We start from the raw sequence: 25,145 nt of genomic DNA, 5'->3' as shown, positions 1-25,145 counted from the left end.
CCTCAGCGGCTTGCTAGCAGGGCGTTGACCGGTTTCGGGCTATGCGGCGCTGCCAGCGCGTCCGCGGCTGCAGAGGGCGCCGCCACGGCTAGACCAGGCTTGCCGGGGTCCTGGGCCGCAAATTGTTTCATGGCATCCACCATGCCGGCGACAGACGTGTCCCTGCCGGTGGGTGCCAGGCTTGGTGATGCAGGCTGTGTGCTCAGGGAACTGAGCTCGCCCTGTGCGGGGCTCATGGTCTGGAATTTGGCCATCGCATCCACCATGGAACCCACTTGCCATTGCGTGTCGGTCTGTGTCTGTGCCACGACAGCCTGCTCTGCCGCCCGCGATGGGAGGGAGAGTGCGGGTGTTGCCGCGCGCGCGCCAGTGCTTTCGGTTGCAAACCACACGTCCGCCATGCCATGGCTGGCGCCATCGGCCGTCGTGTAGCTGGACGTCAGACCAATCAAGTTACCGTTGTCAGTCTGGTCGGAGGCTTGGGCATGCAAGTCGAGCTGGGTGATGTTCAGGCTGTTCAATGTGTGCAGTTCAGATGTTTGGCTGACACCATCCGAGTCACTGTCCACCCAGACCATCAGATCCGCAAAACCGGCGTCTGCCGCATTGACGACGCCGTCACTATTGCTATCCATTTCAGCCAGCGCCATATAGCCGTTGTCGGCTTTTTGTCCATTGGCCAGGGTTGTGCCCTCGCCAAACAGCTCACGACCACCATTGATGGAACCGTCGTGGTTTCTGTCCATGACCAGCAGGCCATCGCCTCCGGCAACCCAGCCGGTGTTGACAGCCTGGTCCACGCCAAAGATGTCGAATTGCACGCCGTGGTCAATGCTGGCGGTAGAGATGCCGTCGCCATTGAGGTCCAGAATCAATGGCGTGCCATAGGTCAGGTGCGGTCGTTGGTCCGTTGTGAATGCGGCGTATTGGTCGGTAGTGAGTGCGGCTGTTTGCTCGGAAGTCAGTGCTGCGACCTGGTTTGTCGTGAGGGCTACGATCTGGTCGGTGGACAGCCCGGTTTGAACCTGTGTGGTGGTCAGTGCCGCCAGGTCTCGGGTTTCCAGTGCGGCGGTTCCATTGGTCGTCAAGGCGGCTACTTGTCCGGTCTGGAACGAGACGACCTGATCGGTTCTCAAGGCTACAACCTGGTTGGTGGTCAGCGCCGCAATATGGTCGGTGGTCAGACCCATGCTGACCTGATTGGTTGTCAATGCTGCGACGCCTGCTGTGGTTATCGCCGCCACTTGGCTGGTAGTCAGCCCTAGGTTGATTTGGGTCGTGGTCAGAGCCACAACGTTCGTCGTCGTGAAGGCGGCGATATCCCGTGTCTCCAACGCACCAACCTGATCGGTGGTTAGGGCTGCCACTTGGCTGGTCTTCAAGGCAGCAATCTGATCGGTTCGCAGCGCGGCGATCTGATCCGTTGTGAAGCCCTTGCCAATCTGGTTGGTGCTCAGGGCAACGATGCCATTGGTCGTCAGCGCTGCGATCTGGTCTGTGGTCAGGCCCATACCTATCTGGTCGGTGGACAGCACGGCAACATTGGCCGTGGTCAATACGGCCACATCGCGCGTCTCCATGGCCGCAACCTGATCCGTGGTCAGAGCGGCTACCTGGCTGGTGCTCAGAGCTGCGATCTGGTCGGTACGGAGTGCGGCAATCTGGTCAGTTGTAAAGCCCTTGCGGATCTGATCGGTGCTCAGCGCGCCAATGCTGGTGGTAGTCAGCGCAGCCACGTCGCGCGTTTCCAAGGCCGCGACTTGATCCGTGGTCAGCGCAGCCACTTGGCTGGTCTTGAGTCCGGCCACTTGGTCGGTGCGCAAGGCCGCGATCTGGTCCGTCGTAAAGCCTTTGCTGATCTGGTCAGTACTCAGAGCCCCGATGCCGGCGGTCGTGAAGGCGGCCACCTGGTCGGTGCTCAATCCCGATGCAATCTGGTCCGTCGATAGCGCGGCGATGTTGGCGGTCGTCAATACCGCGATGTCGCGGGTTTCCACTGCAGCGATCTGGTCACTCGTCAATGCACCGACCTGGTCGGTTCGCAGCGCCACAATCTGATCACTACGCAGTGCGGCGATCTGGTCGGTTGTGAAGCCTTTGCGGACCTGGGTGGTGGACAGTGCAGCGACGTTGACCGTGGTCAGCGCGGCCACATCGCGCGTCTCCAGTGCGGCAATCTGGTCTGTTGTCAGGCTAGCCACCTGGCTGCTCTTCAGAGCCGCAACTTGGTCCGTGCGCAATGCAACGACCTGATCTGTTGTCAGACCCTGACCCATTTGATCCGTGCTGAGTGCAGTAACCTCTGCGGTTGTCAGGGCGGCGACTTGGTCTGTGGTGAAACCTTTGCCGATCTGGTCGGTGGAGAGCACGGCTACATTGGCCGTGGTCAGCGCAGCAATGTCTCGAGTCTCTATCGCAGCCACCTGGTCGGTGGTCAGCGCCAAGACTTGGTTGGACTTGAGTGCCGCAACCTGGTCAGTGCGCAGCGCCGCAATCTGATCGGTTGTCAGGCCTCTGCTGATCTGGTTGGTACTCAGAGCGCCTATACCGGCCGTGGTCAGAGCAGCGATCTGGTCGGTAGTGAAGCCACTTGCGATCTGATCGGTCGACAACGCGGAAATATTGCTCGTCGTCAAAACGGCCACGTCACGCGTCTCCAGAGCAGCAATCTGATCGGTCGTCAGTGCCGCGGCCTGGTTGCTGCTAAGCGCTGTGATCTGGTCTGTTCGGAGGGCTGCGATTTGATCCGTTGTCAGCCCACTACGGACTTGCGCGGTGCTCAGTGCGATCAAGTTGGCCGTTGTCAGGGCGGCAATGTCGCGCGTTTCCATTGCGGCGATCTGATCCGTTGCCAGTGCCGCAACTTGACTTGACTTGAGCGCGGCCACCTGATCGGTGCGCAGGGCTGCTACGTGATCGGTCGTCAGCCCCTTGCTGATTTGATCTGTGGTTAGCGCGGCCACTTCTGCTGTTGTCAGCGCAGCAATCTGCTCGGTTGTCAGTCCTTTGTTGATTTGGTCGGTCGACAGCACGGCTACGTTGGCGGTTGTCAGCGCTGCAATATCTCGGGTCTCGAACGCCGCCACTTGGTCTGTGCTCAGTGCCAAGACTTGGCCGGATTTGAGAGCCGCCACCTGGTCCGTGCGCAACGCAGCAATCTGATCGGTCGTCAAGCCTTGGCCGATCTGGTTGGTGCTCAACGCGCCTATGCCGGCGGTGGTCAATGCGGCTATCTGATCGGTGGTGAATCCGCTGGCAATTTGATCGGTTGACAAAACGGCAAGATTGGCCGTTGTGAGAACCGCTACATCGCGGGTCTCCAAGGCAGCTACCTGGTCGGTTGTGAGGGCCGCAACCTGGCTGCTGCCCAGTGCCACGACCTGGTCGGTCCGCAGTGCGGCGATCTGATCGGAGGTCATACCAGCGCGTACCTGGGTTGTGCTGAGCGCCAAGACGTTTGCAGTTGTCAGGGCGGCAACATCCCGTGTCTCTAAAGCAGCGACCTGATCCGTCGTCAGCGCAGCCACCTGGCTCGACTTGAGCGCGGCCACCTGGTCGGTTCTCAGGGCCACTATCTGATCGGTGGTCAGTCCCTTGCTGATTTGGGCGGTTCCCAGTGCCGCTATGCCTGCAGTTGTCAGCGCTGCGATCTGCGCGGTGGTGAAGCCATTGGCGATCTGGTCGGTCGACAACGCAGCAAGATTAGCCGTCGTCAAAACGGCCACGTCGCGGGTCTCTAGTGCAGCGATCTGGTCGGTTGTTAGTGTCGTGGCCTGGATGCTGCTGAGTGCCGCGATCTGGTCTGTCCGGAGGGCGGCGATTTGGTCGGTTGTAAGCCCATAGCGAACTTGTGTTGTGCTCAGTACGACCAAGCTTGCCGTTGTCAGGGCGGCAATATCACGAGTCTCCAGTGCCGCGATCTGGTCCGTTGTCAGTGCAGCGACCTGGCTCGATTTGAGCGCGGCAACCTGGTCGGTACGCATCGCCACGATCTGGTCGGTGGCCAAGCCTTTGCTGATCTGGTCTGTGCTTAGTACTACCAAGTTGGCCGTGGTGAGGGCAGCGATCTGGTCCGTGCCCAATCCCTTGTTGATCTGGGTCGTGGTCAGCGCGGCGGCGCTGGCCGTCGTCAATGCTGCGATGTCGCGGGTTTCCAGCGCGGCAATTTGATCCGTCGTCAGCGCCACAAGCTGCAGGGTCTTGAGTGCCGCAACCTGGTCCGAGCGCAGTGCGACGATCTGATCCGTGGTAAGGCCCTTGGCGATCTGGTCGCTGCTGAGGGCCGCTACGCCCGCCGTGGTCAAGGCCGCGACTTGCGCCGTGGTCATGCCTTGGCCGATCTGGTCGGTGGACAGCACGGCAATGTTGGCGGTCGCCAGGGCCGCGACATCCCGGGTCTCCAGGGCGGCGACTTGGTCCGTGGTCAGCGCAGTAACCTGGTTGGTCTTGAGCGCTGCAACCTGGTCTGTGCGTAGCGCAACGATCTGGTCCGTCGTCCATCCTTTGCTGATTTGATCGGTGCTGAGCGCAACAATACTTGCCGTGGTGAGGGCTGCAATGTCACGTGTCTCCAGTGCCGCCACTTGCGCCGTAGTAAGAGCCGCTACCTGGCTGGACTTCAGCGCGGCGATCTGGTCTGTCCGCAGCGCGGCAATCTGGTCGGTGTTGAACCCCTTGCTGAGCTGGTCCGTACTCAGTGCACCCACGCCAGCCGTTGTCAGTGCGGCAATCTGATCGGTCGTCAGCCCCCTGTTGATCTGGTCCGTGCTGAGCGCCGCAATGCTGGCAATTGTCAGTACAGCAATGTCGCGGGTTTCCAGCGCCGCAACCTGATCGCTGGAGAGCATCGCAACTTGGCTGGTCTTGAGCGCCGCCACTTGGTCTGTGCGCAGCGCAGCAATTTGGTCGGTATTCAGGCCTTTGCTGATCTGGTCGGTACTGAGTGCTGCGATATTTGCAGTGGTCAGGGCAGCGAGTTGCGAGGTGCTCAGGCCGAGGTTGATTTGTTGGGTCGACAACACGGAAACCTGTGCAGACGTCAGGGCGGCAATATCCCGCGTTTCCAGGGCGGAAACCTGGTCCGTCGTCAAAGCGGCCAATTGCAGGGTCTTGAGCGCCACCACTTGGTCGGTACGCAGTGCAACGACGTGGTCCGTCGTCAAGCCCTTGCTGATCTGGTCGGTGCTGAGCGCAGCAATACCGGCGGTGGTCAGCGCGGCGATCTGTGCGGTGGTCAAACCGGCGTTGATTTGGGCCGTTGACAGAAGCGCCAAATTGGCTGTCGTCAGCACGGCGACGTCGCGCGTTTCCAGCGCGCTGACCTGGTCTGTCGTCAGCGCTGCCACCTGGCTGGATTTGAGTGCCTGCACCTGGTCGGTCCGCAGCGCGGCGATTTGCTCCGTCGTCAAACCCTTGCTGATTTGATCCGTGGAAAGAGTGGTGATGTTGGCCGTGGTCAGAGCCGCCACGTCGCGTGTCTCCAACGCGGCGATCTGATCCGTGGTCAAAGCCAAAACTTGGCTGGACTTCAGTGCCGCGACCTGGTCGGTGCGCAGCGCCACGATCTGGTCTGTCGTAAGGCCTTTGCTGATCTGATCGGTGCTCAACGCGACCACACCGGCGGTTGTCAATGCGGCGAGCTGCACTGTCCCCAGGCCGGCTTGGATTTGATCGGTGCTAAGGGCCGCCACGCTGGTGGTGCTGAGGGCCGCCACATCTCGCGTTTCCAGTGCAGCGATCTGGTCCGTGGATAGGGTGGCGACCTGGGCGGTCGACAGGGCCGCGATGTGATCGGTCCGCAGGGCGACTACCTGGTCGGTGGTGAGCCCCTTGCCGATCTGTGCCGTGCCCAACGCTCCGATCTGCTGGGTGGTCATCGCTGCGATATCGCGGGTTTCCATCGCAGCGATTTGGTCCGTGCTCAGCGCCGCAAGCTGGCTGGTCTTCAGCCCGGCAACCTGGTCCGTTCTCAGGGCCGCAACCTGATCGGTCGTCAAGCCTTTGCTGATCTGGTCGGTACTGAGTGCGTTGATGTTGGCCGTGGTCAGGGCTGCGATCTGGTCCGTGTCCAAACCTTTGCTGATCTGGTTGGTGCTGAGTGCAGCTATTCCAGAACTGGTGAGGGCGGCAACATCTCGTGTGGTCAGCGCGGCAATCTGGTCCGTTGTCAGGGCCGCAATCTGGTTGGACTTGAGTGCTGCGACCTGGTCCGTACGCAGTGCTGCGATCTGGTCCGTGCTCAGTCCCTTGCTGATCTGGTCCGTGGTCAGACCTGCAATATTGGCAGTCGTCAGCGCTGCAGTTTGCGCGCTGGTCAGGCCGCTATTGATCTGGCTGGTGCTGAATGCGGCGATGCTGGCTGTGCTGAGTGCAGCCACATCGCGGGTCTCGAAGGCGGCGATCTGGTCGGTCGTCAACGCTGCGATCTGAGCTGTCTTGAGATTGGCGATCTGGTCTGTGCGCAGGGCAATGATCTGGTCCGTTGTTAGACCCTTGCTGACCTGGTCCGTGCTCAGGGCGCCGATGTTGGTGGTGGTCAGTGCCGCAATGTCCCGTGTCTCCAGAGCCGCGATCTGGTCCGTCGTAAGGGCAGCAACCTGGTTGCTGGACAGCGCGGCAATCTGGTCCGTCCGCAGGGCCACGACTTGGTCCGTGGTCAAGCCTTTGCTGATCTGGCTGGTGCTGAGCGCATTGACATTGGCCGTTGTCAACGCTGCAATCTGGGCCGTGGTCAAGCCCAGCGCAATTTGGGTAGTGCTCAGCGCAGCAACTGCTACCGATGTGATAGCGGCAACGTCCCTGGTTTCGATGGCTGCAAGCTGATCCGTTGTTAGTGAGGCGACCTGGCTGGACTTCAGCGCAGCCACCTGGTCGGTGCGCAAGGCAGCCACTTGGTCTGTCGTGAGCCCCTTGCTGATCTGGTCGGTACCCAGTGCCGCAATGCCTGCAGTCGTCAGCGCGGCCACTTGCGCGGTCGTCAGACCCTTGCCAATCTGATCTGTTGACAAAATCGCAATGCTGGCCGTTGCCAGCACCGCAATGTCGCGCGTTTCAATCGCCGCGATCTGGTCCGTCGTCAGGGCACTCAATTGATTGGACTTGAGTGCAGCCACCTGGTCGGTGCGCAGTGCCACGATCTGGTCGGTCGTGAGGCCCTTGCTAACCTGGTCCGTGCTCAGCGCGCCGAGGGCAGTGGTGGTCAGTGCTGCGACATCGCGCGTCTCCATGGCTGCGACCTGGTCTGTCGTCAAAGCCGCCACTTGGCTGGTCTTGAGCGCCGACACCTGGTCGGTTCGCAAGGCCGCGATCTGATCGGTGGTGAAGCCTTTGCTGATCTGGTCTGTGCCCAACGTAAAGATGTCGGCCGTGGTCAATGCGGCGATCTGGGCCGTGCCCAGACCCTTGCTGATCTGGTCGGTTGACAGCACGGCAACGCTGGTGGTCGTCAGCGCGGCGATGTCGCGTGTTTCCAATGCGGTAATCTGGTCCGTCGTCAAAGCAGCAAGCTGTGCAGTCTTCAGCGCGGCGACCTGGTCCGTTCGCAGGGCAACGATGTGGTCGGTTGTCAGCCCTTTGCTAATCTGGTCTGTGCCCAAGGCATTGATGCCCGCGGTGGTCAGCGCGGCGACCTGGGCTGTGGTCATGCCCTGCTGCATTTGGTCGGTCGATAGTGCGGCGATATTGGCCGTTGCCATGGCCGCGACATCGCGCGTCTCCAGCGCAGCCACCTGGTCCGTTGTCAGCGCAGCCACCTGAGCGGTCTTCAATGCAGCCACTTGATCAGTACGCAACGCGACGATTTGATCAGTGGTGAGGCCCTTGGCAATTTGGCTGGTGCTCAGAGCGGCGATGCCGACGGTGGTCAGTGCGGCTACATCACGGGTTTCCAGCGCGGCGACCTGTAGGGTCGTCAGCGCTGTGAGCTGGTTGGTGGACAGCGCAGCTACCTGGTCTGTGCGCAAAGCCGCTATCTGGTCGGTGGTCAAACCTTTGCTGAGTTGGTCGGTGCTCAACGCGTTGACGTTGGTCGTGGTCAACGCTGCGACTTGGGCCGTTGTCAGGCCTTTGCTGATCTGGTCCGTGCTCCATGCCGCGATGGCGGTCGAGGTCAGCGCGGCCACATCCCGTGTCTCCAGCGCGCCGACTTGATCGGTTGTCAGCGCAGCCACCTGCTGGGTCTTGAGCGCCGCGACCTGGTCGGTGCGCAACGCGACGATCTGGTCCGTTGTCAAACCCTTGTTGATCTGATCCGTGCTGAGCGCGTTGACATTGGCTGTGGTCAAGGCCGCCACGTCGCGTGTTTCCAGCGCGGCCATTTGGTCCGTGGTCAGCGCCGCCACCTGGTTGGACTTCAGCGCAGCGACCTGGTCTGTACGCAGGGCCACCACTTGGTCGGTGCTGAGGCCTTTGCTGAGCTGATCCGTGTTCAGCGCCGCGATAGCAGCGGTCGTCAGCGCGGCGATTTGCGCGGTGCCCAGGCCTTTGTTGATCTGGTTCGTGGACAGCACCGCCACGTTCGCCGTGGTCAGTGCGGCAATGTCACGGGTCTCCATCGCCACCAATTGGTCGGTCGTTAGTGCCGCGACTTGGCTGCTTTTGAGCGCGGCGACCTGATCGGTCCGCAGCGCGACGACGTGGTCGGTCGTCAGGCCCTTGCTGACTTGGTCTGTGCTCAAGCTGGCGATATTGGCCGTAGTCAGTGCGGCAATCTGAGCGGTCCCCAGACCCTTGCCAATCTGATCGGTGCTCAGTGTCGCAACAGCCGTGGATGTCAGTGCGGTCACGTCCCGTGTTTCCAGCGCTGCGACTTGATCCGTGGTCAGCGCAGCGACTTGGTGGGTCTTCAGCGCCGCAATCTGATCGGTACGCAGTGCAATGATCTGGTCTGTGGTCAGCCCTTTGCTGATCTGATCCGTACCCAAAGCCGCTATGCCGACGGTGGTCAGTGCTGCCACATCCCGTGTTTCCAGCGCGGCCAATTGGCTGGTCGTCAGGGCCGCTATTTGGTTGGTGGACAAGGCGGCTAGATGGTCGGTACGCAGGGCCACGATCTGGTCCGTGGTCAAACCTTTGCTGATTTGATCCGTGCTGAGAGCAGCCAGGTTGGCGGTGGTCAATGCGGCGATCTGACCGCTTGTCAGCCCTTTGCTGATTTGGTTGGTACTGAGTGCGGCAATGGCGCTGGAGGTCAGCGCCGCAACATCCCGCGTCTCCAAAGCCGCTATCTGGTCGGTGGTCAAGGCTGCCACTTGGGCTGTTTTCAACGCAGCGATCTGATCGGTTCGCAGTGCAACGATCTGGTCCGTCGTCAGGCCCTTGCTGATTTGGTCCGTATTGAGTGCTGCCACGCTGCCTGTGGTAAGTGCAGCGACCTGGGATGTTGTCATCCCCTTGGCGATCTGGTCCGTGGATAGGGCTGCAATGCCAGCCGAAGTCAGCACGGGGACATTGCGCGTCGCGAGTGCTGCCACCTGGTTGGTGGTCAACGCAGCAATTTGGGCGGTGCTGAGCGCAGCAGCCTGGTCGGTTCTGAGGGCCGCCATTTGGGCTGACGTCAGTCCCTTGCTGACCTGGTCCGTGTTCAACGCGCCTATGCCGGCCGTGGTAAGGGCTGCGACATCGCGTGTCTCCAGTGCGGCTACTTGGTCGGTGGTTAGCGCGGCGATCTGACTGGTCTTGAGCGCGGCAATCTGGTCGGTGCGCAGTGCCACGATGTGGTCGGTGGTGAAGCCTTTGCCGATCTGGTCTGTATTCAGCGCGGCAATGCCTGCCGTGGTCAACGCGGCCACCTGTGCCGAAGTCAACCCCTTGCTGATCTGATCGGTAGACAGTGTTGCAATATTGGCGGTGCCCATCGCCGCCACATCACGCGTCTCCATGGCGGCCACTTGATTGGTGGTGAGTACTGCAACTTGTGCGGTTTTCAGCACAGCGATCTGGTCAGTCCTGAGCGCCACCACCTGGTCGGTGGTCAATCCTTTGCTGACCTGATCGGTACTTAGTGCCCCGATATCAGCCGTTGTAAGTGCTGCAATCTGCGCCGTGGTCATGCCCTTGCTGATCTGGTCCGTGCTCAGAGTCGCGATGCTGGCGGTGGTCAAGGCGGCCACATCGCGAGTTTCCATTGCGGCTACTTGGCTGCTGGTCAAGGCCGCGACCTGGACCGTCTTGAGCGCCGCGACCTGGTCCGTCCTCAGGGCCACGATCTGGTCTGTCGTCAAGCCTTTGCTGACCTGGTCCGTGCTGAGGGCCCCAACGCCAGCGGTCGTGAACGCGGCCACGTCGCGTGTTTCCATCGCGGCGATCTGGCTGGTGGTCAGCGCCTGGACTTGGTTGGTGGACAGGGCTGCCACCTGGTCCGTCCGCAAGGCCACGATCTGGTCGGTGGTCAAGCCTTTGCTGATCTGATCAGTGCTCAGCGCGGCAATGCTGGCTGTGGTCAGGGCGGCAATCTGGGCCGTGCCCAAACCTTTGCTGATTTGGTCGGTATTGAGAGCCCCAATGCCGACGGATGTCAGTGCGGCAATGTCGCGGGTTTCCAGGGCAGCCATTTGGCTACTGGTCAGGGCAAACACTTGAGCCGACTTCAGCGCCGCAATCTGATCGGTGCGCAGCGCGACGATCTGGTCGGTGGTGAGGCCGTTGCTGATCTGGTCTGTGCTCAAGACGGCAATGCTGGCCGTTGTCAGTGCTGCGATCTGGGCCGTCGTCATGCCCTTGCTGATTTGGTCTGTGGACAGGGCGGCAATACTGGCTGTTGTCAACACAGCAACGTCGCGCGTTGCCAAAGCCGCAATTTGCGTGGTTGTCAGCGCAGCCACCTGGTTGGTCGTCAGGGCAACGGCTTGGTCGGTTCGCAGGGCTGCAATTTGGGTGCTGGTCAGGCCTTTGCTGACTTGGTCTGTCGTGAGTGCGGCAATATCGTTGGTGGTGAGGGCCGCTACATCACGGGTTTCCAGCGCCGCCACTTGGTCGGATGTCAGCGCCGCCACCTGCTTGCTGGACAGGGCAGCCACTTGGTCAGACCGTAGCGCCACGACTTGGGCGGTGGTCAAGCCTTTGCTGACCTGATCTGTGCCCAAAGCTGCGATGCCGGACGTTGTGAATGCGGCAATCTGAGTGGTGGTCAGCCCCTTATTGATCTGGTCAGTCGACAGCGCGGCGATGTTGGCCGTCGCCATGGCCGCCACATCACGGGTTTCCAGCGCTGCTACTTGGTCCGTGGTGAGCGCAGCGGTCTGGCTGGACTTGAGCGCAGCGACCTGGTCTGTACGCAGTGCGACGATCTGATCGGTGGTAAAGCCTTTGCTGAGCTGGTCGGTGCTGAACGCGGCGACGTCTGCCGTCGTCAGCACCGCAACCTGTGCCGTTGTCAACCCTTTGCCGATTTGATCGGTGGACAGGGCTCCTATATCTGCCGTGGTGAGTACCGCGACATTGCGTGTGGCAATGGCTGTGACCTGGCTGGTTGTCAACGCTGCGATTTGACTGGTCGTCAATGCAGTTACCTGGTCAGTCCGCAATGCAGCTATCTGGGCGCTGCCCATGCCCTTGCTGACCTGGTCGGTTGACAGCACTGCGACATTGCTTGTCGTCAGTGCGGCAACATCGCGGGTTTCCATGGCCGCAATCTGGTTGGTCGAGAGGGCTGCAACCTGCTTGCTGGACAGTGCCGCGACTTGGTCGGTTCTCAGCGCCACGATCTGATCGGTACTGAGGCCTTTGCTGATCTGGTCCGTGCTCAGCGCAGCGATGTTGGCCGTGGTGAGTGCTGCGATTTGCGCAGTGCCAAGGCCCAGGACAAGTTGGTCTGTCGAGAGAGCACCAACGTTGGAGGACGTCAACGTCACTACGTCGCGGGTTTCCAATGCGGCCACTTGGCTGGTTGTCAGCGCGCCGACCTGGCCAGACTTGAGCGCCACCACCTGGTCGGTGCGCAGGGCCACCACCTGGTCGGTGGTAAATCCCTTGCTGATTTGATCCGTGCTCAACACACCAACATGGTTGGTGGTCAGCGCTGCGACCTGGGCGGTTGTCATGCCCCTGTTGATCTGGTCGGTCGTCAACGCGCCCACACTGGCGGTGGTCAGTGCGGCAATATCGCGTGTTTCTATGGCGCCAACCTGGGTGCTGGTCAGGGCAACCACTTGGTTAGTGGTCAGGGCGGCAACCTGGTCGGAGCGCAAGGCGACGATCTGGTCGGTCGTCAGACCTTTACTCACTTGGTCGGTACTGAGCACACCCAAACTGGAGGTCGCCATCGCAGCAATGTCGCGCGTTTCCAAGGCGGCCACTTGGTTGGTGGTCAGAGCAGTGATCTGGCCCGTCGCCAGGTTGGCAACCTGGTCGGTACGCAGGGCAACGATCTGATCCGTTGTCAATGCAGCCACACCGGCGGAGGTCAATGCAACAAGACTCGCTGTGCTGATGGCTGCGACCTGGGATGTAGTCAGGCCCTTGCCGACCTGGTCAGTGGTCAGCGCCGCCAGGCTGGACGTGGTCAGCGTCGCGATGGCACGCGTGCTCAGTCCTGCGACCTGGTCGGTGGTTAGAGCAGTGACCTGGTTGGTTTTCAACGCAGCGGCTTGGTCGGTCCGCAAGGCTGCGATCTGGCTGGTCGTCAAACCTTGGCTCAGTTGGGCGGTCGACAATGCCGTGAGTGCGTTGGTGGTCAGTGCTGCCACATCCCGGGTTTCCAACGCGGCTACCTGGCTAGTCGTCAATGCGGCTACTTGGGCAGTGGCAAGGGCCGCCACCTGATCCGTGCGCAGCGCCGCGATCTGGTCGGTCGTCAGACCTTTACTGACCTGGTCCGTGCCGAGTGCAGCAATGCCGGCCGTAGTGAATGCAGCAAGGTCCCGCGTTTCCAGCGCAGCCACCTGGTTGGTCGTCAGGGCCACTGCCTGATTCGTGGTCAACGCGGCGATCTGGTCGGTGCGAAGGGCCACGATTTGGTCTGTCGTTAGGCCCTTGCTAATCTGGTCGGTGCCCAAAGCACTGAGGCTGGTCGTGGACAGGGCGGCCACATCACGCGTCTCCAGGGCTGCGATCTGCTGGGTAGCCAAGGCCATGACCTGGCTTGTGGTCAGCGCCGCGACTTGGTCGGTTCGCAGAGCTACTACCTGATCCGTGCTCAGCGCCGTGACGATTGAGCTGGTGAGTGCTGCAACGAACAGAGGCCGCAGCGATGTAATCTGGTTGGTTGTAAAGGCAGCGATCTGGGCTGTCGTCAGAGACGCGTAGTCCGCTGTCGACAAGTGATCAAGTTGACTCGTCGTCAGGACCGCAATATCTTCCGTTCTCATTCCCACAAAGGGGGAGGCCATGACAATCACTCCAGCAGGTTGCTGCGCCTAAAAAAGCCGGGCGGCATTGCATTTAGCGCACCAGTATGCAGGAACTATCGTCAAACTGGATGTGCCTTTTTGCGAGCGCGACGACCACTGCGCCGCCAATGCGGGCTGCAATTGGGAGTGTCCAGGAAAAAGGCCGTGGCGATCCGGCGCAAAGCCTGGGTTTATCCGGCCTTTTGTGTGGGATCAAGCCTTGCCGGCTAGTGTGTGAGGGCAGTCTTCCCACGCGCGCACGGCGCAACCACAATGTGTCACTTGCACTGCAGACGTGGTGAGGACGCCTGCCGATCGCCGGATCGGGGCTTTGTCATCAGGCGACCGCCGTGAACCCGTGGCGCCCGAAGCTTGGTTGGCAGTCGTCGAACCGTCCGCCTGGGGAATCCAGCGCAGAAAGGGCGTGAGATCCGCCACGTCGACGATGTACCACTGCTTTTTTGCAGCGTCCCAACGGGCTCCCAGCGCCTTGGCGGCGTCCTTTTCTGAAAAAGGGGTTACCAGATTGATTCTCATGGCGGTGCGGCAATGTATGTGGATTCGGGAATAGAAAAAGCCCACCGTCTTGCGACAGTGGGCTCTCTAATTTGGCTCCTCGACCTGGGCTCGAACCAGGGACCTACGGATTAACAGTCCGGCGCTCTACCGACTGAGCTATCGAGGAATGAAGCCTCAAATTATAGCGTGCAAATTTGGTGTTTTGCAAGAGGCGCCATTTTTTTTGAAAAAAGTTCGCAATTCGTATTTGCACCGGTCAGTCATGTGACGGCGTTTCCACGCCCAGCAACTTGTGTAGCTTGGGACTGGTCGTGGTGTACTGCAACATCACTTTCTTGTCGGGGAAGATGAAGGGCATGGCGCCGAAGGCAGCCAAGGTGGCTTCGTGGAAGCCGCACAGGATCAACTTCTTCTTGCCAGCATAGGTGTTGATGTCACCCACCGCAAAAATGCCGGGTTCACTGGTGGAAAACTTTTCGGTATCCACTTGCAACTGCTTGCGTTCGATGTCTAAGCCCCACTGGGCCACTGGGCCCAGTTTGGGCGAGAGGCCTTGCAAGACGAGCAACATCTCCAGCGGAAGTGTGCGTGTCTGGCCTTCGGAGTCCAGGATCTGAATGCCGGTCAGGCGGTCCTGCACCGTTTCCAGGCCCTGCGCCTGGCCGGCCACGAAGTGCAAGTGGCCTTGCTGCACCAATGCGCGGAAACGCTCCACGGTCTGGGGTGCGGCGCTGAACACATCGCGGCGGTGAACTACGGTTACGCGTTTGGCCTTATGGGGGTGGCCGTCGGGGTGGGCGGTGCAGAGCTTTAGCGCCCATTCAAGTGCGGCATCGCCATCACCAAAGATCACGACATTTCTGTTCGCACACACCGACGCCTCGGGCACGCTATGCAGCAACTGGGTGCCGGCAAACGCGGACAGCCCTTCGACATGCAGGGTGCGTGGCAGGAACGCCCCGACACCTGCGGCAATGAAAACGGTTTTACACAGAAAACGCTGCGATTGGGATGTCTCCACCAAAAAGAGGCCATCCGGCTGCTTTTGCAAGTGGGTGACGACCTGGCTCCAATGGAAATGCGCACCAAAGGGGGCGATCTGGGCCATCAGTTTGTCGGCCAGTTCGCGGCCGGTGCAGACGGCCAGGGCCGGGATGTCGTAGATGGGTTTATCGGGATACAACTCGGCACACTGACCACCGGGGCCAGGCAGTGCGTCCACTACGTGCACCCGGACTTCCTGCAAGCCGAGTTGGAACACCTGGAACAGGCCCACCGGGCCCGCACCGATGATGAGCGCATCGGTTTCTATAACAGGGGCGGGCGGCGGTGCCATGGGCACGGCCAGATCAGCGGATCAGGTGGACCAGCTTGCCGGTCTTGTCTTTCCACTCTTCGGCTTCGGGCAGCTCGGCCTTGCGCTTGGTGATGCTCTTCCAGGTGGGCAGCTTGGCCAGTTCGGCGTTCAGGGCCGTCATGTGGCGCTGGTCGGCGGGCACATCTTCTTCTGCGTAGATGGCGTTGACCGGGCATTCGGGGATGCACACCGCGCAGTCGATGCATTCATCGGGGTCGATGGTCAGGAAATTGGGGCCTTCGCGGAAGCAATCCACGGGGCAGACGTCGACGCAATCGGTGTACTTGCACTTGATGCAGGCTTCGGTGACGGTATGGGTCATTTTGTTTTCTAGTGCGAGAAGAGATTTAACAACTTCTTGATTTTATTGGCAATTGGTCACCCATCCTGTCGCATGGGTACGCCAGGATGAGCGACATTGCACCATCGTGCGGACCGACGCTCAGTTCAACAGCAGTGCACCCGAGGTCTTGTGGCTGGCCGTATCCACCAGAATCAGCGCACCCAGAATGCGCGACTGGCTGTAGGGCAGGGCGGCGATAGGCTCTTGCAGCGCCAGCTCGATATGGCCGATGGCGTTGGGCTCGATCTGTGTCGCGTCGTGTTCTTCCAGCGTATTGACGTCCAGGCTGTGCACGATGCGTTTGACCTTGGCCTTGATCCAGCGGTGGCCGTGCAGGGCTAGGTAGACGCGGCCGGCAACTAGGGGCTCGTCGTCCATCCAGGCCACGGTGGCTTTGATCTCGCGCGTGGGCTGGAAGAATTTGACCGGCGTGTTGTCGGCAAACTCGTCGTCCGAGGCCGGGGCGGTGGTCGCGGTGGACAGCAGCCAGTCGCCGCGGGACACGTCGACCTCGCGGTCCAGCGTGATGCCGGCGCCATGGCCAGCCGCTACGCCCTTAGGCACGCGGGCGTGGTTGACCACCTGGGCCACGACGGCGGTCTGGCCGCTGGGCAGTATCGTGATGGTGTCGCCGGGCTGGACGCGGCCGGTGGCCACACGGCCCCAGAACACACGGCGGCCCTGGGTGGTGTCGGCCGAGTTGTGGAATTTCTCGACCCACTGCACCGGGAAGGCGAAGGGCACGTCGGTCTCGGCGGCGGTCACGGGCAGGGTTTCCAGCAGGGCCAGCAGACTGGGGCCGGTATAACCGCACCAGCCTTCGGTTGCGGTCACCACGTTGTCGCCCTTCAGGGCCGACATCGGAATGGTGGCCGTGACGGCAATGCCGGCGTGCTCGGCAAAGGCGAGCAGGGCCTCGCGGATCTTGGCAAAAGCCTTGGCAGCATCGGCACCCAGGGCGTCCAGCTTGTTGACGGCGAAGACGATGCTGGGCACACGCAGCAGGTTGACCAACAGCGAATGGCGGCGGGTCTGGGGCAGCAGGTCCACCAGGCCTTCCACATCCCACTTGAGCTTGGTGGCATCCACCAGCACCACGGCGGCGTGGGCGCTGCTGGCTGCGGTGACCATGTTGCGGGTGTACTGCACGTGGCCCGGCGCGTCGCCGATGATGAACTTGCGGGTGGGGGTGGCGAAGTAGCGGTAGGCCACGTCGATGGTGATGCCCTGTTCGCGTTCGGCGCTCAACCCGTCGGTGAACAAGGCCAGGTCGGCCTCGCCACTCTTGGACACATTGGCCAACTGGTCTTGCAGCACCGAGCGGCTGTCCACCAGCAGGCGGCCGATCAGCGTGCTCTTGCCATCGTCCACGCTGCCGCAGGTGATGAAGCGCAGGGCGGACTGTATGTCAAATTCGCCGCTAGCCCTCGTGGAATTTGCGTGGTCAGCTATCAAAGTAGTAGCGTTCATCAGAAGTATCCGTCTTTCTTGCGTTTTTCCATCGAGGCTTCGGAAGTCTTGTCATCCATGCGGGTTGCGCCGCGTTCGGACACGTCAGCCTGCAGCGTCTCGATGACGATATCGGCGGCGGTTGCGGCCAGGCTGTCCACGGGGCAGGTGCAGGTGATGTCGCCCACGGTGCGAAAGCGCACGTCACGGCTTTCAATCGTTTCGCCGTCCTTGGCCGGAGTCAGGTCGGTCACCGGCACCAAGAGACCCTTGCGTTCGACCACGTCACGCTTGTGCGTGTAGTACAGGCTCGGCAGCGCGATCTTTTCGCGTTCGATGTACTGCCACACGTCCAGCTCGGTCCAGTTGCTGATGGGGAACACGCGGAAGTGTTCGCCGGGTTGCAGGCGGGTGTTGAACAACGTCCACAGTTCGGGGCGCTGGGCCTTGGGTTGCCATTGGCCAAAGCTGTCGCGGTGGGAGAAGATCCGTTCCTTGGCGCGGGCCTTCTCTTCGTCGCGGCGGGCACCGCCGATCAGCGCGTCAAAGCGGAATTCTTCAATCGCTTCGAGTAGCGTCACCGACTGGTGCACGTTGCGCGATTCGCCGGGGTGGGCCAGGCGCACGGTGCCGCGGGCCATGGAGTCTTCGACGCTGCGCACGATCAGTTCGGCACCCAGTTCCTTGGCGCGGAAGTCGCGGAAATCGGTCACTTCGTGGAAGTTGTGGCCGGTGTCGATCATCAACAGCGGGTAGGGGATGCGGCCCACGCCAAAGGCTTTTTCGGCGCACTTGAGCATGACCAGCGAGTCCTTGCCGCCGGAGAACAGCAGCGTGGGGCGCTCAAAGGCGGCGGCGACTTCGCGCAGGATGAAGATCGTCTCTTCTTCCAATGCATCAAGGTGCTGGTTGGAGAGGCGTTCGAAATGGGTGGGTTCAGTCATGGCGTTCATGGCGTTGTCGTATTCAGGGAGTTTAGTCAGTGCGCAATGTGCAAGCCGCACTCGCGCTGCTCTTCGCCCTTGGTCGGGTCCACGTAGTCGAAATTGTTGGGCAGGCCGTGGGCCTCGCAGTACTGGTAGAGGTCTTTGGACGACCAGTGCAGCAGCGGGGCGACCTTGATCAGGCCGTCCGGGTTGATGCTCACAGGGTCCATCTGGGCGCGTACGGCGCTGTCGGTGGCGCGCAGCGCGGTGAACCAGACCTTGGGCGCCGTCTCGCGCAGCGCGCGGGCGAAGGGCTCCAGCTTCACCTCTTCGGTGAAGGCGGCGTGGCGCGGGTCGTCCAGCCCGGGCAGCGGGCCATCCACGGCCTCGCGGTGCGCGCGTGAGCGCAGCGGCAGGTAGATGCGCAGGTTCAGGCCCAGTTGCTTGGTCACTTCGTCGGCGTAGCGGTAGGTGGCCTCGGTGTTGTAGCCATTGTCCATCCAGACCACGGGTACGTCGGGTTTGGCGCGCGTGACCATGTGCAGGATCACCGCCTCGAACGGGCGGAAATTGGTGGTGACGATGGGGCTCTGGTTCAGGCCTATGGCCCATGCGACCAGGGCTTGGGCGTCGCGGCCCAGCTCGGCGTTGATCTTTGCGAGATCGAGAGTATTGCTTGCGGTGCTCATGCGGCTTCCCGGGAAAAGTGGGGCTTCACGGTGACGGCGTCACCTTGGTAGAAGGCGGTGTAGCGGTCCAATTGCCGCTGGGCTGTGCCTACGTCCTGGCCTGCGCGCAGCACGGCGGAGGTGAAACCGCTGCGTTGCATCTGCGCCAATTGGTCGACCAGCACGTCGCCAGTGGCGCGGATCTCGCCCTTGAAGCCCAGGCGGCGGTGCAGCAAAAAGGCCTGGGTGAACGCGCGGCCATCGGTGAACTTGGGGAAGACCAGGTCGATACGGTCGACACCATCCAGCGCCAGCGTGCGGGGGTCTTCCGTATTGGCAAGCTCTACGACGTTTTGGCCTTCAGCCCTCGTAGAATGTGCTTCTGCAGCTATCAATTTCATAGTTAAGCTTCCTGTGCGTCTTTTGCATAGCCGGCCGACTTGGGCAGGGCGTGCAGGTCTTCGTGTTTGTCGGCCAGGCGAGCGCTGTTGGCCGCGGTCTTGAAGGTGTCAAAACCGACGCGCTTCACGCAGTCGATAAAGGTCTCGCGGCCGTTGCGGTTCAGGCGGAAGGTGTCCAGCAAGGCTTCGATGACGCCAGGTACTTCGCCCGCGCCAAACGATGGACCGACCACCTTGCCAGGTACTGCGGCGCCGGAGAGGGCGGAGCCATCCGAGCCGCCCAGCGAGATCTGGTACCACTCCTTGCCGTCCTTGTCCACGCCCAGCACGCCGATGTGCCCGCTGTGGTGGTGGCCGCAGCTGTTGATGCAGCCGCTGATGTGCAGGTCGATCTCGCCCAGGTCGTGCAGCTCGTCCATGTCCTGGTAGCGCTCCGTGATAGACGCCGCAATCGGGATGGAGCGGGCGTTGGCCAGCGCGCAAAAGTCGCCGCCGGGGCAGGCAATCATGTCCGTCAGCAGGCGGATGTTGGAGCGCGCCAGGCCGGCGTGGCAGGCGGCCACCCACAGGGCGGGCAGGTCTTCGGCGCGTACCCAGGGCAAGAGCAGGTTCTGGTCGTGCGTCACACGCACTTCGCCAGCGCTGAATTCATCGGCCAGGGCGGCCGCAGTGTCCAACTGGTCCGCGTCGGCGTCGCCAGGAGCCTGGCCCAGGCGTTTGTAGGACAGCGTTACGGCGCGCAGGGCAGGGTTCTGGTGAGCGGCCACATTTTGCTTCAACCAACGCTCATAGTCTTTTTGCCGGTCCGCTGGGACTGCTACGGTTCTGGTAGCGGCATGTTCAGTATTGGCGAGGGCTGGCGGCACAAACGATGCAGAGACCCTGTCCAGTTCGGCCTGGGTGATGGTGTGCGGCGCGCCGTCGACGGTGATGATTTGCTGGTATTCGGCTTCCACCTCGTCGATGTAGCGCTGACCCTCGGCCTTGACCAGAATCTTGATGCGCGCCTTGTACAGATTGTCGCGGCGGCCCCAGCGGTTGTAGACGCGCACTACGGCTTCCAGGTAGTTCATGATCTGGTTCCAGGGCAGGAACTCGCGGATCGTCGTACCGATGACGGGCGTGCGGCCCATGCCGCCGCCCACCAGCACCTTGAAGCCCAGCTCGCCAGCGGCATTCTTGATCAGGTGCAGGCCCACGTCATGCCAGTAGGTGGCCGCGCGGTCCTCGGTGGCGCCGGTGATGGCGATCTTGAACTTGCGCGGCAGGAAGGCAAACTCGGGGTGCAGCGTGCTCCACTGGCGCATGATTTCGGCAAACGGGCGGGGGTCGGCAATCTCGTCGGGCGCGATGCCGGCCAGCTCGTCGCTGGTGATGTTGCGGATGCAGTTGCCGCTGGTCTGGATGCCGTGCATGTCCACACTGGCCAGCAGGTCCATGACGTCGGCGCTCTTGTGCAGCGGAATCCAATTGAACTGCACGTTCTGGCGGGTTGTGAAATGGCCGTAGCCCACCGGCAGGTGCGTCGTGCCCCAGGTGGCCTGGGTGCCGATGGCCTTGTCAAAGACTTCCTTGGTGGGGTGGTCGTATTCGCGTGCAATCTTGGCCAGGGCTCGCAGCTGTTTGCTGGACAGCTCGCCGTAGGGCACGGCCACGCGCAACATGGGGGCGTAACGCTGGATGTACCAGCCGTTCTGCAGGCGCAGCGGGCGGAACTCGTCGTCACTTAAGGTGCCGGCCAAGTTGCGTTCCAGCTGGTCGCGGTGCTGGGCGGCGCGGCTACGGATGAACTGGCGGTCAAAGTCGGTGTATTGGTACATGGTTTTAATCAGTTGAGGACAGAGCAAAGTTCACTGCGCGAACTCTTGGTCTGTCCCGCAAGGTCTCACAAAGCGATAAGTTTCAAACCGGCGTAGGCCAGCAGCACGGACAGCAGGGAGCGGATGACGCGTTCAGGTGTCTTGGACATCAGGTGCGAGCCAACCCAGATACCGGGCAGGGAGCCGGCCAACAGACAGGCCAGCATGGACCAGTCCACAGAACCCAGGGAAGCGTGGCCAAAGCCAGCCACCAGGGTCAGCGGCACGGCGTAGGCAATGTCGGCTGCCACGATGCGTGGCAAGGGCAGCTTGGGGTACAGAATCATCAGCACGGTGACGCCAATGGCACCCGCGCCCACGGATGTCAGCGTGACCAGCGTGCCGATCAGGGCGCCAAACAGCAGCGGCAGGCTCCAGTGACGGGGGCGGGCAGCGGCGGCCTCCTGGCCCTTGGCGATGGTCTTGGGGGTGATCTTGCCGCGGACCACCTTGTACAGCGTGGCGGCGGCTGTCAGCAGCAGGGCCGCGCCCAGGGTCAAGGTCATGACTTTTTGCACCTGGACGCTGGTGGCGCCCACGTTGTGCAACAGGTACAGCGTGATCAGTGCGGCGGGAATGCTGCCGGCTGACAGGTTGAGCACGACCGGCCAGTCGATGGACTTGGAGCGTGCCAGCTTGAGCGTGCCCCCCATCTTGGTAAAGGCTGCAAACAGCAGGTCGGTGCCGACGGCCAGATAAGGCTTGATGCCAAAGAAGAAGATCAGAATCGGCGTCATCAGGGAGCCGCCGCCCACGCCAGTCAAACCAACAATGGTGCCAACAAAGAAACCCGCGAAGACAAACGCTAATTCATGCATGGAAGCGACTGTAGGCTTCCGTGCTTATATTGAAAAATATTTTTTAGCTATTTCCTTATTCTTAATTCGAATATGGTGTTGCGACGCCATCGGTTACCGTACGCGCTTCAACAATTTACAGGGGACTCCAGCCTATGACCGCTATTCAAGCTCTTTTGGGATTTGCCGCATGGACCGCACTCTTGGTCTTGGGTGTTTTCCTGTACCGCGGACTGCGGTTTGTGAGCGGCATGCCCATCAACAGCTGGCCACGGGGTTCCAAACAAGCCGGTGACTCGGCCTTTGTCCAACGCCTTCAAGATGCCCATGCCAATTGCCTGGAAAACCTGCCGGTGTTCGCCGTCATCGTGCTGGGCGCTACTGCCATGGGCCGCGTGGACGCTATTGCTGCGTTGGCGCCGTGGGTGTTGTATGCGCGCATTGGTCAGTCACTGACGCACCTGACTGGCGTGGGGCAGCTCCATGTGCTGGTGCGGGCGTCGTTCTGGAGCGTTCAGTTGGGGCTGATGCTCTTCATGCTGTTCAAGCTCCTCGCTTGAAGAACGGGCACCCAAAAACAACAAAGCCCCGGACTGCCGGGGCTTTTTTCATTTCTTTTCGCCACGCAACTCGCGCATGCGTTCGTCGAAATAACTGCCCACGGTGTAACGGTCTGACAGCACCACATCGCGCTGCGGGTGCAGGAACAGCGGCAGCGAGATGCGCGATTTGGTGGCCGCTGCACCCACGGGGTTCAGCACCCGGTGCACGGTGGAGGGGTAGTAGCCACCCGAGGCCTCTTCCAGCATGTCGCCGATGTTGACGATCAGCAAGCCAAAGTCGCAAGGCACATCGTGCCAGGCATCGTCCTTGCCTAAAACCTGCAAGCCGGGCTCAGTGGCCGCCGGCAATATGGTCAACAGGTTGATGTCGCCATGGGCAGCAGCGCGCACAGCACCGGGTTCTTCATCGCCGCGCAGAGGCGGGTAGTGCAGCACGCGCAACAGGGTGTTGTCGCTGCCTTCCAGCATTTGGGGCAGGGGCATGGAGTAGCGCGCCTTGACGTCGGCGGGCGAGTTCTCTTCTACCCAGTTCAGCAGCGTGCGGGCCAATGCGTTGCCCTGGTCGTAATAGCGGCGTGCGGTGTCGGACACCTCGGCCGGGTAGCGGCCCCAGGGGTAGATATGGAAGAACTCCTTCAAGTCGCGCTGCGTGTTGTTCTTGGCAATTTCGGACACCGATGGCGGAAAGTAGCCGTCATGCTTGACCGGGTCGGTCAGGTACTGGTGCTTGGCTTCGGTCTTGAAAAAAGCCAGCCACTCGGCATAAATGTTTTCCACCATGGCCTGCTCCAACGGGTGGTTGCGCAGCACGCCGAAGCCGGTTTCGTGCAGGCTGCGGCAGAAGTCTTGGGCAGCGGTGGGGCTGCGGAAATCAACAACGGGTAAATGCATGGCTCGTCTCTTTCGCTTTCTCGTTTTTTCGCTCAGTTTTTTGTCAACCAGTCAGACATCAGGGCCTGCTCAAACAGCGCCAGGCAACCCGGCGCGTCCACCTGCATGCACACATCGGTCATCGGCAGGTGCTTGCCCCAACCGGCCTGCGGGTAGTCGATGTAGGCGCGGCGGTTCAGCATGGTCTGGCCTTGGGCGATGCCCTCGGTGACCACACGTATGCAGCCACGCTCCAGCTTGAACAACTCGGGGCTGACCAGGTAGATGAAGGCCAGCAAGTCATGGGCGAAGCAACCGGGGTTGGCGGCCAGATGCGGGTGCAGACCGCTGTAGAAGTTGGAGTAGAAGGCCACTGCGTGGTGCAGTGTGTCCGTGGCGATGTGGCCGTGGTGCTCTGCAATCTTCTGGAAGAGGGTGAGCTCGGTCACCACCTTGTGGGTCACATCCAGGCCCACCATCGTCAGCTTCCAGCCTGCAGTGAACACGTGATCAGCAGAGTGGGGGTCGTTCCAGATATTGGCTTCGGCCACCGGAGACACATTGCCCGGCTCGTCGATGGTGCCACCCATGATGATGACTTCGCGCAGCAGTTTGGGCAACTCGGGATCGAGCTTGAGGGCCAGGCTCAGATTGCCCAGCGGGCCAACGGCCACCAGAGTGATCTCGCCGGGATAGGCGCGGGCCATGTCCACGATGAACTGTGCTGACGAGCGCGGGTCCACCACATTGGTCGTCGCTACACGGCTAGCTAAGTTGCCAAGGCCGTCGGCCCCGTGGATGAAATCAGGTGGTGCCTCGCCGGGCTTGACCCAAGGCGACTTGACGCCTTTGGTGACCGGGACTTTTTTTCCGGTAATGGCTGTCAGGTACAGCGCATTGGTGGCGGCTTGTTCAACCGATACATTGCCAAACGTGGTGGTGATGCCCACCATGTCGATACCGGAATGGGCCAGCGCGAAATACAGGGCCATGGCGTCGTCCACGCCAGGGTCGGTGTCATAAATAACTTTGCGGGGTGCTTCGGTGTTCATCATCTGGTCTTCAAGAATAGCTGCCAACGGGCAGACCGCAATAGGCGCCGAGTGCATCCATTTGTGCGGTGGTCTTTTGGGGTTGTTGGGCGAGGAAGGCTGTCACTTCTGCCTTGCGCGGGATGCTGGATTGCGCGCCCAGACGGGTGCAGGCCAGGGCACTGGCGGCGCCAGCCACGGACAATGCCGTCTGCATGCTGGCCCCCTCGCTCAAAGCGGCCACCAAGCTGCCACAAAACGTGTCGCCTGCAGCCGTGGTGTCCACCGGTGTGATGGCGCATGCGGGCTGCACCACGAAGGTGCCCTGAAAACGTGCACAGCAGCCACGATGGCCCAGGGTAACCACCACCGTGGGCACGGCAATGCGCTGCAGACACTCGGCAATGCTGCCGGTGTGACCGGACAGGCTGGCCAGTTCGCCTTCGTTGACCACCAGGATGTCGACCCACTGCAGCAACTCCGCGGGGAGTGCCTGTATGGGGGCCGCATTGAGCACCACGGTCACGCCTTGCAGGTGCGCGGCTTTTGCGTAGGCCACGACCGCGTTCAGAGGAATTTCCAACTGCATCAGCAGGTGGCTCACATTTTGCAAGCTGGGTAAATGCTGCTCCAGCAGGCTGAGGTTGGCACCGGGTGCTACCGTGATGGCGTTTTCGGCGTCTGCGGAGACGCAGATAAAGGCTGTACCCGTGGGCTGGTCGGTGGAGCGAACAATGTTCAGCGTTACCGAAGCATCCTGGAGTGATGCCTCTAGCGGAGCGGCGAAGGCGTCGGAGCCCAGGGCGGTCAGGAAGGTCGTAGGTGCACCACCGGCCCGCGCGCAGGCAACGGCCTGGTTGGCACCCTTGCCACCAGGGAATGTTTTGAAATCGTGGCCCAGCACTGTCTCGCCCGGCGCGGGAATGTGGTGGGCCCGGACCACAAAGTCCAGGTTGGAGGAGCCAGCTACCAGTATCATGAAGTCTTAGGCGGTTGCAATGGGGTGTCCATTGTGTAGTGGAAAATACAGAGGTTCA

At 61.4% G+C, this 25,145-nt stretch carries 14 protein-coding genes and 1 tRNA gene; 1 reads left to right on the top strand and 14 read right to left on the bottom strand.

The window, feature by feature from the left end:
* Nucleotides 1-2: 2 nt before the first annotated feature.
* The 11 genes from AC07OO_RS20910 to AC07OO_RS20860 all read right to left on the bottom strand — a co-directional run bounded on the left by AC07OO_RS20910 (nt 3) and on the right by AC07OO_RS20860 (nt 21,665).
* Entirely contained in the window at nt 3-13,325 is a 13,323-nt protein-coding gene (locus tag AC07OO_RS20910; protein WP_495084076.1) for a beta strand repeat-containing protein, read from the bottom strand.
* 213 nt (nt 13,326-13,538) lie between these two features.
* Nucleotides 13,539-13,862 (bottom strand): DUF5710 domain-containing protein, encoded by a 324-nt coding sequence (locus AC07OO_RS20905; RefSeq protein ID WP_495084075.1) that lies wholly within the window; start codon nt 13,860-13,862, stop codon nt 13,539-13,541.
* Nucleotides 13,863-13,934: 72 nt separating this feature from the next.
* Nucleotides 13,935-14,010 (bottom strand) — tRNA-Asn (locus AC07OO_RS20900).
* A gap of 90 nt (nt 14,011-14,100) precedes the next feature.
* Nucleotides 14,101-15,180 (bottom strand): NAD(P)/FAD-dependent oxidoreductase, encoded by a 1,080-nt coding sequence (locus tag AC07OO_RS20895; RefSeq protein ID WP_495084074.1) that lies wholly within the window; start codon nt 15,178-15,180, stop codon nt 14,101-14,103.
* Nucleotides 15,181-15,193: 13 nt separating this feature from the next.
* Entirely contained in the window at nt 15,194-15,523 is a 330-nt protein-coding gene (gene fdxA / locus AC07OO_RS20890; RefSeq protein ID WP_495084073.1) for a ferredoxin FdxA, read from the bottom strand.
* A 120-nt stretch (nt 15,524-15,643) separates the two neighbouring features.
* Nucleotides 15,644-17,014, bottom strand: a complete 1,371-nt coding sequence (locus AC07OO_RS20885; RefSeq protein ID WP_495084072.1) for a sulfate adenylyltransferase subunit 1 — start codon at nt 17,012-17,014, stop codon at nt 15,644-15,646.
* On the bottom strand, nt 17,014-17,946 hold the full coding sequence (gene cysD, locus AC07OO_RS20880) for a sulfate adenylyltransferase subunit CysD (protein ID WP_495084071.1): 933 nt from the start codon (nt 17,944-17,946) through the stop codon (nt 17,014-17,016). Before cysD ends, AC07OO_RS20885 begins: the two co-directional genes overlap by 1 nt.
* Nucleotides 17,947-17,972: 26 nt before the next feature.
* Nucleotides 17,973-18,608, bottom strand: a complete 636-nt coding sequence (locus AC07OO_RS20875; protein ID WP_495084070.1) for a phosphoadenosine phosphosulfate reductase domain-containing protein — start codon at nt 18,606-18,608, stop codon at nt 17,973-17,975.
* A complete protein-coding gene (locus AC07OO_RS20870; protein ID WP_495084069.1) occupies nt 18,605-18,988 on the bottom strand; it encodes a DUF934 domain-containing protein in 384 nt (127 codons plus the stop codon). Before AC07OO_RS20870 ends, AC07OO_RS20875 begins: the two co-directional genes overlap by 4 nt.
* A gap of 2 nt (nt 18,989-18,990) precedes the next feature.
* Entirely contained in the window at nt 18,991-20,808 is a 1,818-nt protein-coding gene (locus tag AC07OO_RS20865) for a nitrite/sulfite reductase (protein ID WP_495084068.1), read from the bottom strand.
* Nucleotides 20,809-20,873: 65 nt separating this feature from the next.
* Nucleotides 20,874-21,665 (bottom strand): sulfite exporter TauE/SafE family protein, encoded by a 792-nt coding sequence (locus AC07OO_RS20860; protein ID WP_495084067.1) that lies wholly within the window; start codon nt 21,663-21,665, stop codon nt 20,874-20,876.
* 134 nt (nt 21,666-21,799) lie between these two features.
* On the opposite strand from AC07OO_RS20860, the gene AC07OO_RS20855 reads away from it, so the two are divergent.
* The gene (locus AC07OO_RS20855) at nt 21,800-22,204 is read left to right on the top strand and encodes an MAPEG family protein (protein ID WP_495084066.1); all 405 of its coding nucleotides are present in this window, start codon (nt 21,800-21,802) and stop codon (nt 22,202-22,204) included.
* Between the two features lie 48 nt (nt 22,205-22,252).
* On the opposite strand, the gene AC07OO_RS20850 is transcribed toward AC07OO_RS20855, so the two are convergent.
* The 3 genes from AC07OO_RS20850 to AC07OO_RS20840 are packed head-to-tail and all read right to left on the bottom strand — an operon-like array spanning nt 22,253 to nt 25,087.
* Nucleotides 22,253-23,098: an isopenicillin N synthase family dioxygenase gene (locus AC07OO_RS20850; protein ID WP_495084065.1), complete on the bottom strand. Its 846-nt coding sequence runs from the start codon at nt 23,096-23,098 to the stop codon at nt 22,253-22,255.
* A 32-nt stretch (nt 23,099-23,130) separates the two neighbouring features.
* On the bottom strand, nt 23,131-24,129 hold the full coding sequence (locus AC07OO_RS20845) for a nucleoside hydrolase (RefSeq protein WP_495084064.1): 999 nt from the start codon (nt 24,127-24,129) through the stop codon (nt 23,131-23,133).
* A gap of 10 nt (nt 24,130-24,139) precedes the next feature.
* Nucleotides 24,140-25,087, bottom strand: coding sequence for a ribokinase (locus tag AC07OO_RS20840; RefSeq protein WP_495084063.1), 948 nt, complete (start codon nt 25,085-25,087; stop codon nt 24,140-24,142).
* Nucleotides 25,088-25,145 lie beyond the last annotated feature (58 nt).

It is taken from the genome of Rhodoferax sp. GW821-FHT07G04 (genome assembly GCF_059418585.1).
The sequence above is the reverse complement of the archived record's forward strand: the minus strand, read 5'-3'. Positions and strand labels throughout refer to the sequence as shown.

Coding starts and splice junctions, on each gene's coding strand:
- AC07OO_RS20845 (WP_495084064.1), bottom strand. CDS start 24,129: ATGAACACCGAAGCACCCCGCAAAGTTATTTATGACACCGACCCTGGC.
- AC07OO_RS20840 (WP_495084063.1), bottom strand. CDS start 25,087: ATGATACTGGTAGCTGGCTCCTCCAACCTGGACTTTGTGGTCCGGGCC.
- AC07OO_RS20910 (WP_495084076.1), bottom strand. CDS start 13,325: ATGGCCTCCCCCTTTGTGGGAATGAGAACGGAAGATATTGCGGTCCTG.
- AC07OO_RS20860 (WP_495084067.1), bottom strand. CDS start 21,665: ATGCATGAATTAGCGTTTGTCTTCGCGGGTTTCTTTGTTGGCACCATT.
- AC07OO_RS20895 (WP_495084074.1), bottom strand. CDS start 15,180: ATGGCACCGCCGCCCGCCCCTGTTATAGAAACCGATGCGCTCATCATC.
- cysD (WP_495084071.1), bottom strand. CDS start 17,946: ATGAACGCCATGACTGAACCCACCCATTTCGAACGCCTCTCCAACCAG.
- AC07OO_RS20885 (WP_495084072.1), bottom strand. CDS start 17,014: ATGAACGCTACTACTTTGATAGCTGACCACGCAAATTCCACGAGGGCT.
- AC07OO_RS20905 (WP_495084075.1), bottom strand. CDS start 13,862: ATGAGAATCAATCTGGTAACCCCTTTTTCAGAAAAGGACGCCGCCAAG.
- AC07OO_RS20870 (WP_495084069.1), bottom strand. CDS start 18,988: ATGAAATTGATAGCTGCAGAAGCACATTCTACGAGGGCTGAAGGCCAA.
- AC07OO_RS20865 (WP_495084068.1), bottom strand. CDS start 20,808: ATGTACCAATACACCGACTTTGACCGCCAGTTCATCCGTAGCCGCGCC.
- AC07OO_RS20850 (WP_495084065.1), bottom strand. CDS start 23,098: ATGCATTTACCCGTTGTTGATTTCCGCAGCCCCACCGCTGCCCAAGAC.
- fdxA (WP_495084073.1), bottom strand. CDS start 15,523: ATGACCCATACCGTCACCGAAGCCTGCATCAAGTGCAAGTACACCGAT.
- AC07OO_RS20855 (WP_495084066.1), top strand. CDS start 21,800: ATGACCGCTATTCAAGCTCTTTTGGGATTTGCCGCATGGACCGCACTC.
- AC07OO_RS20875 (WP_495084070.1), bottom strand. CDS start 18,608: ATGAGCACCGCAAGCAATACTCTCGATCTCGCAAAGATCAACGCCGAG.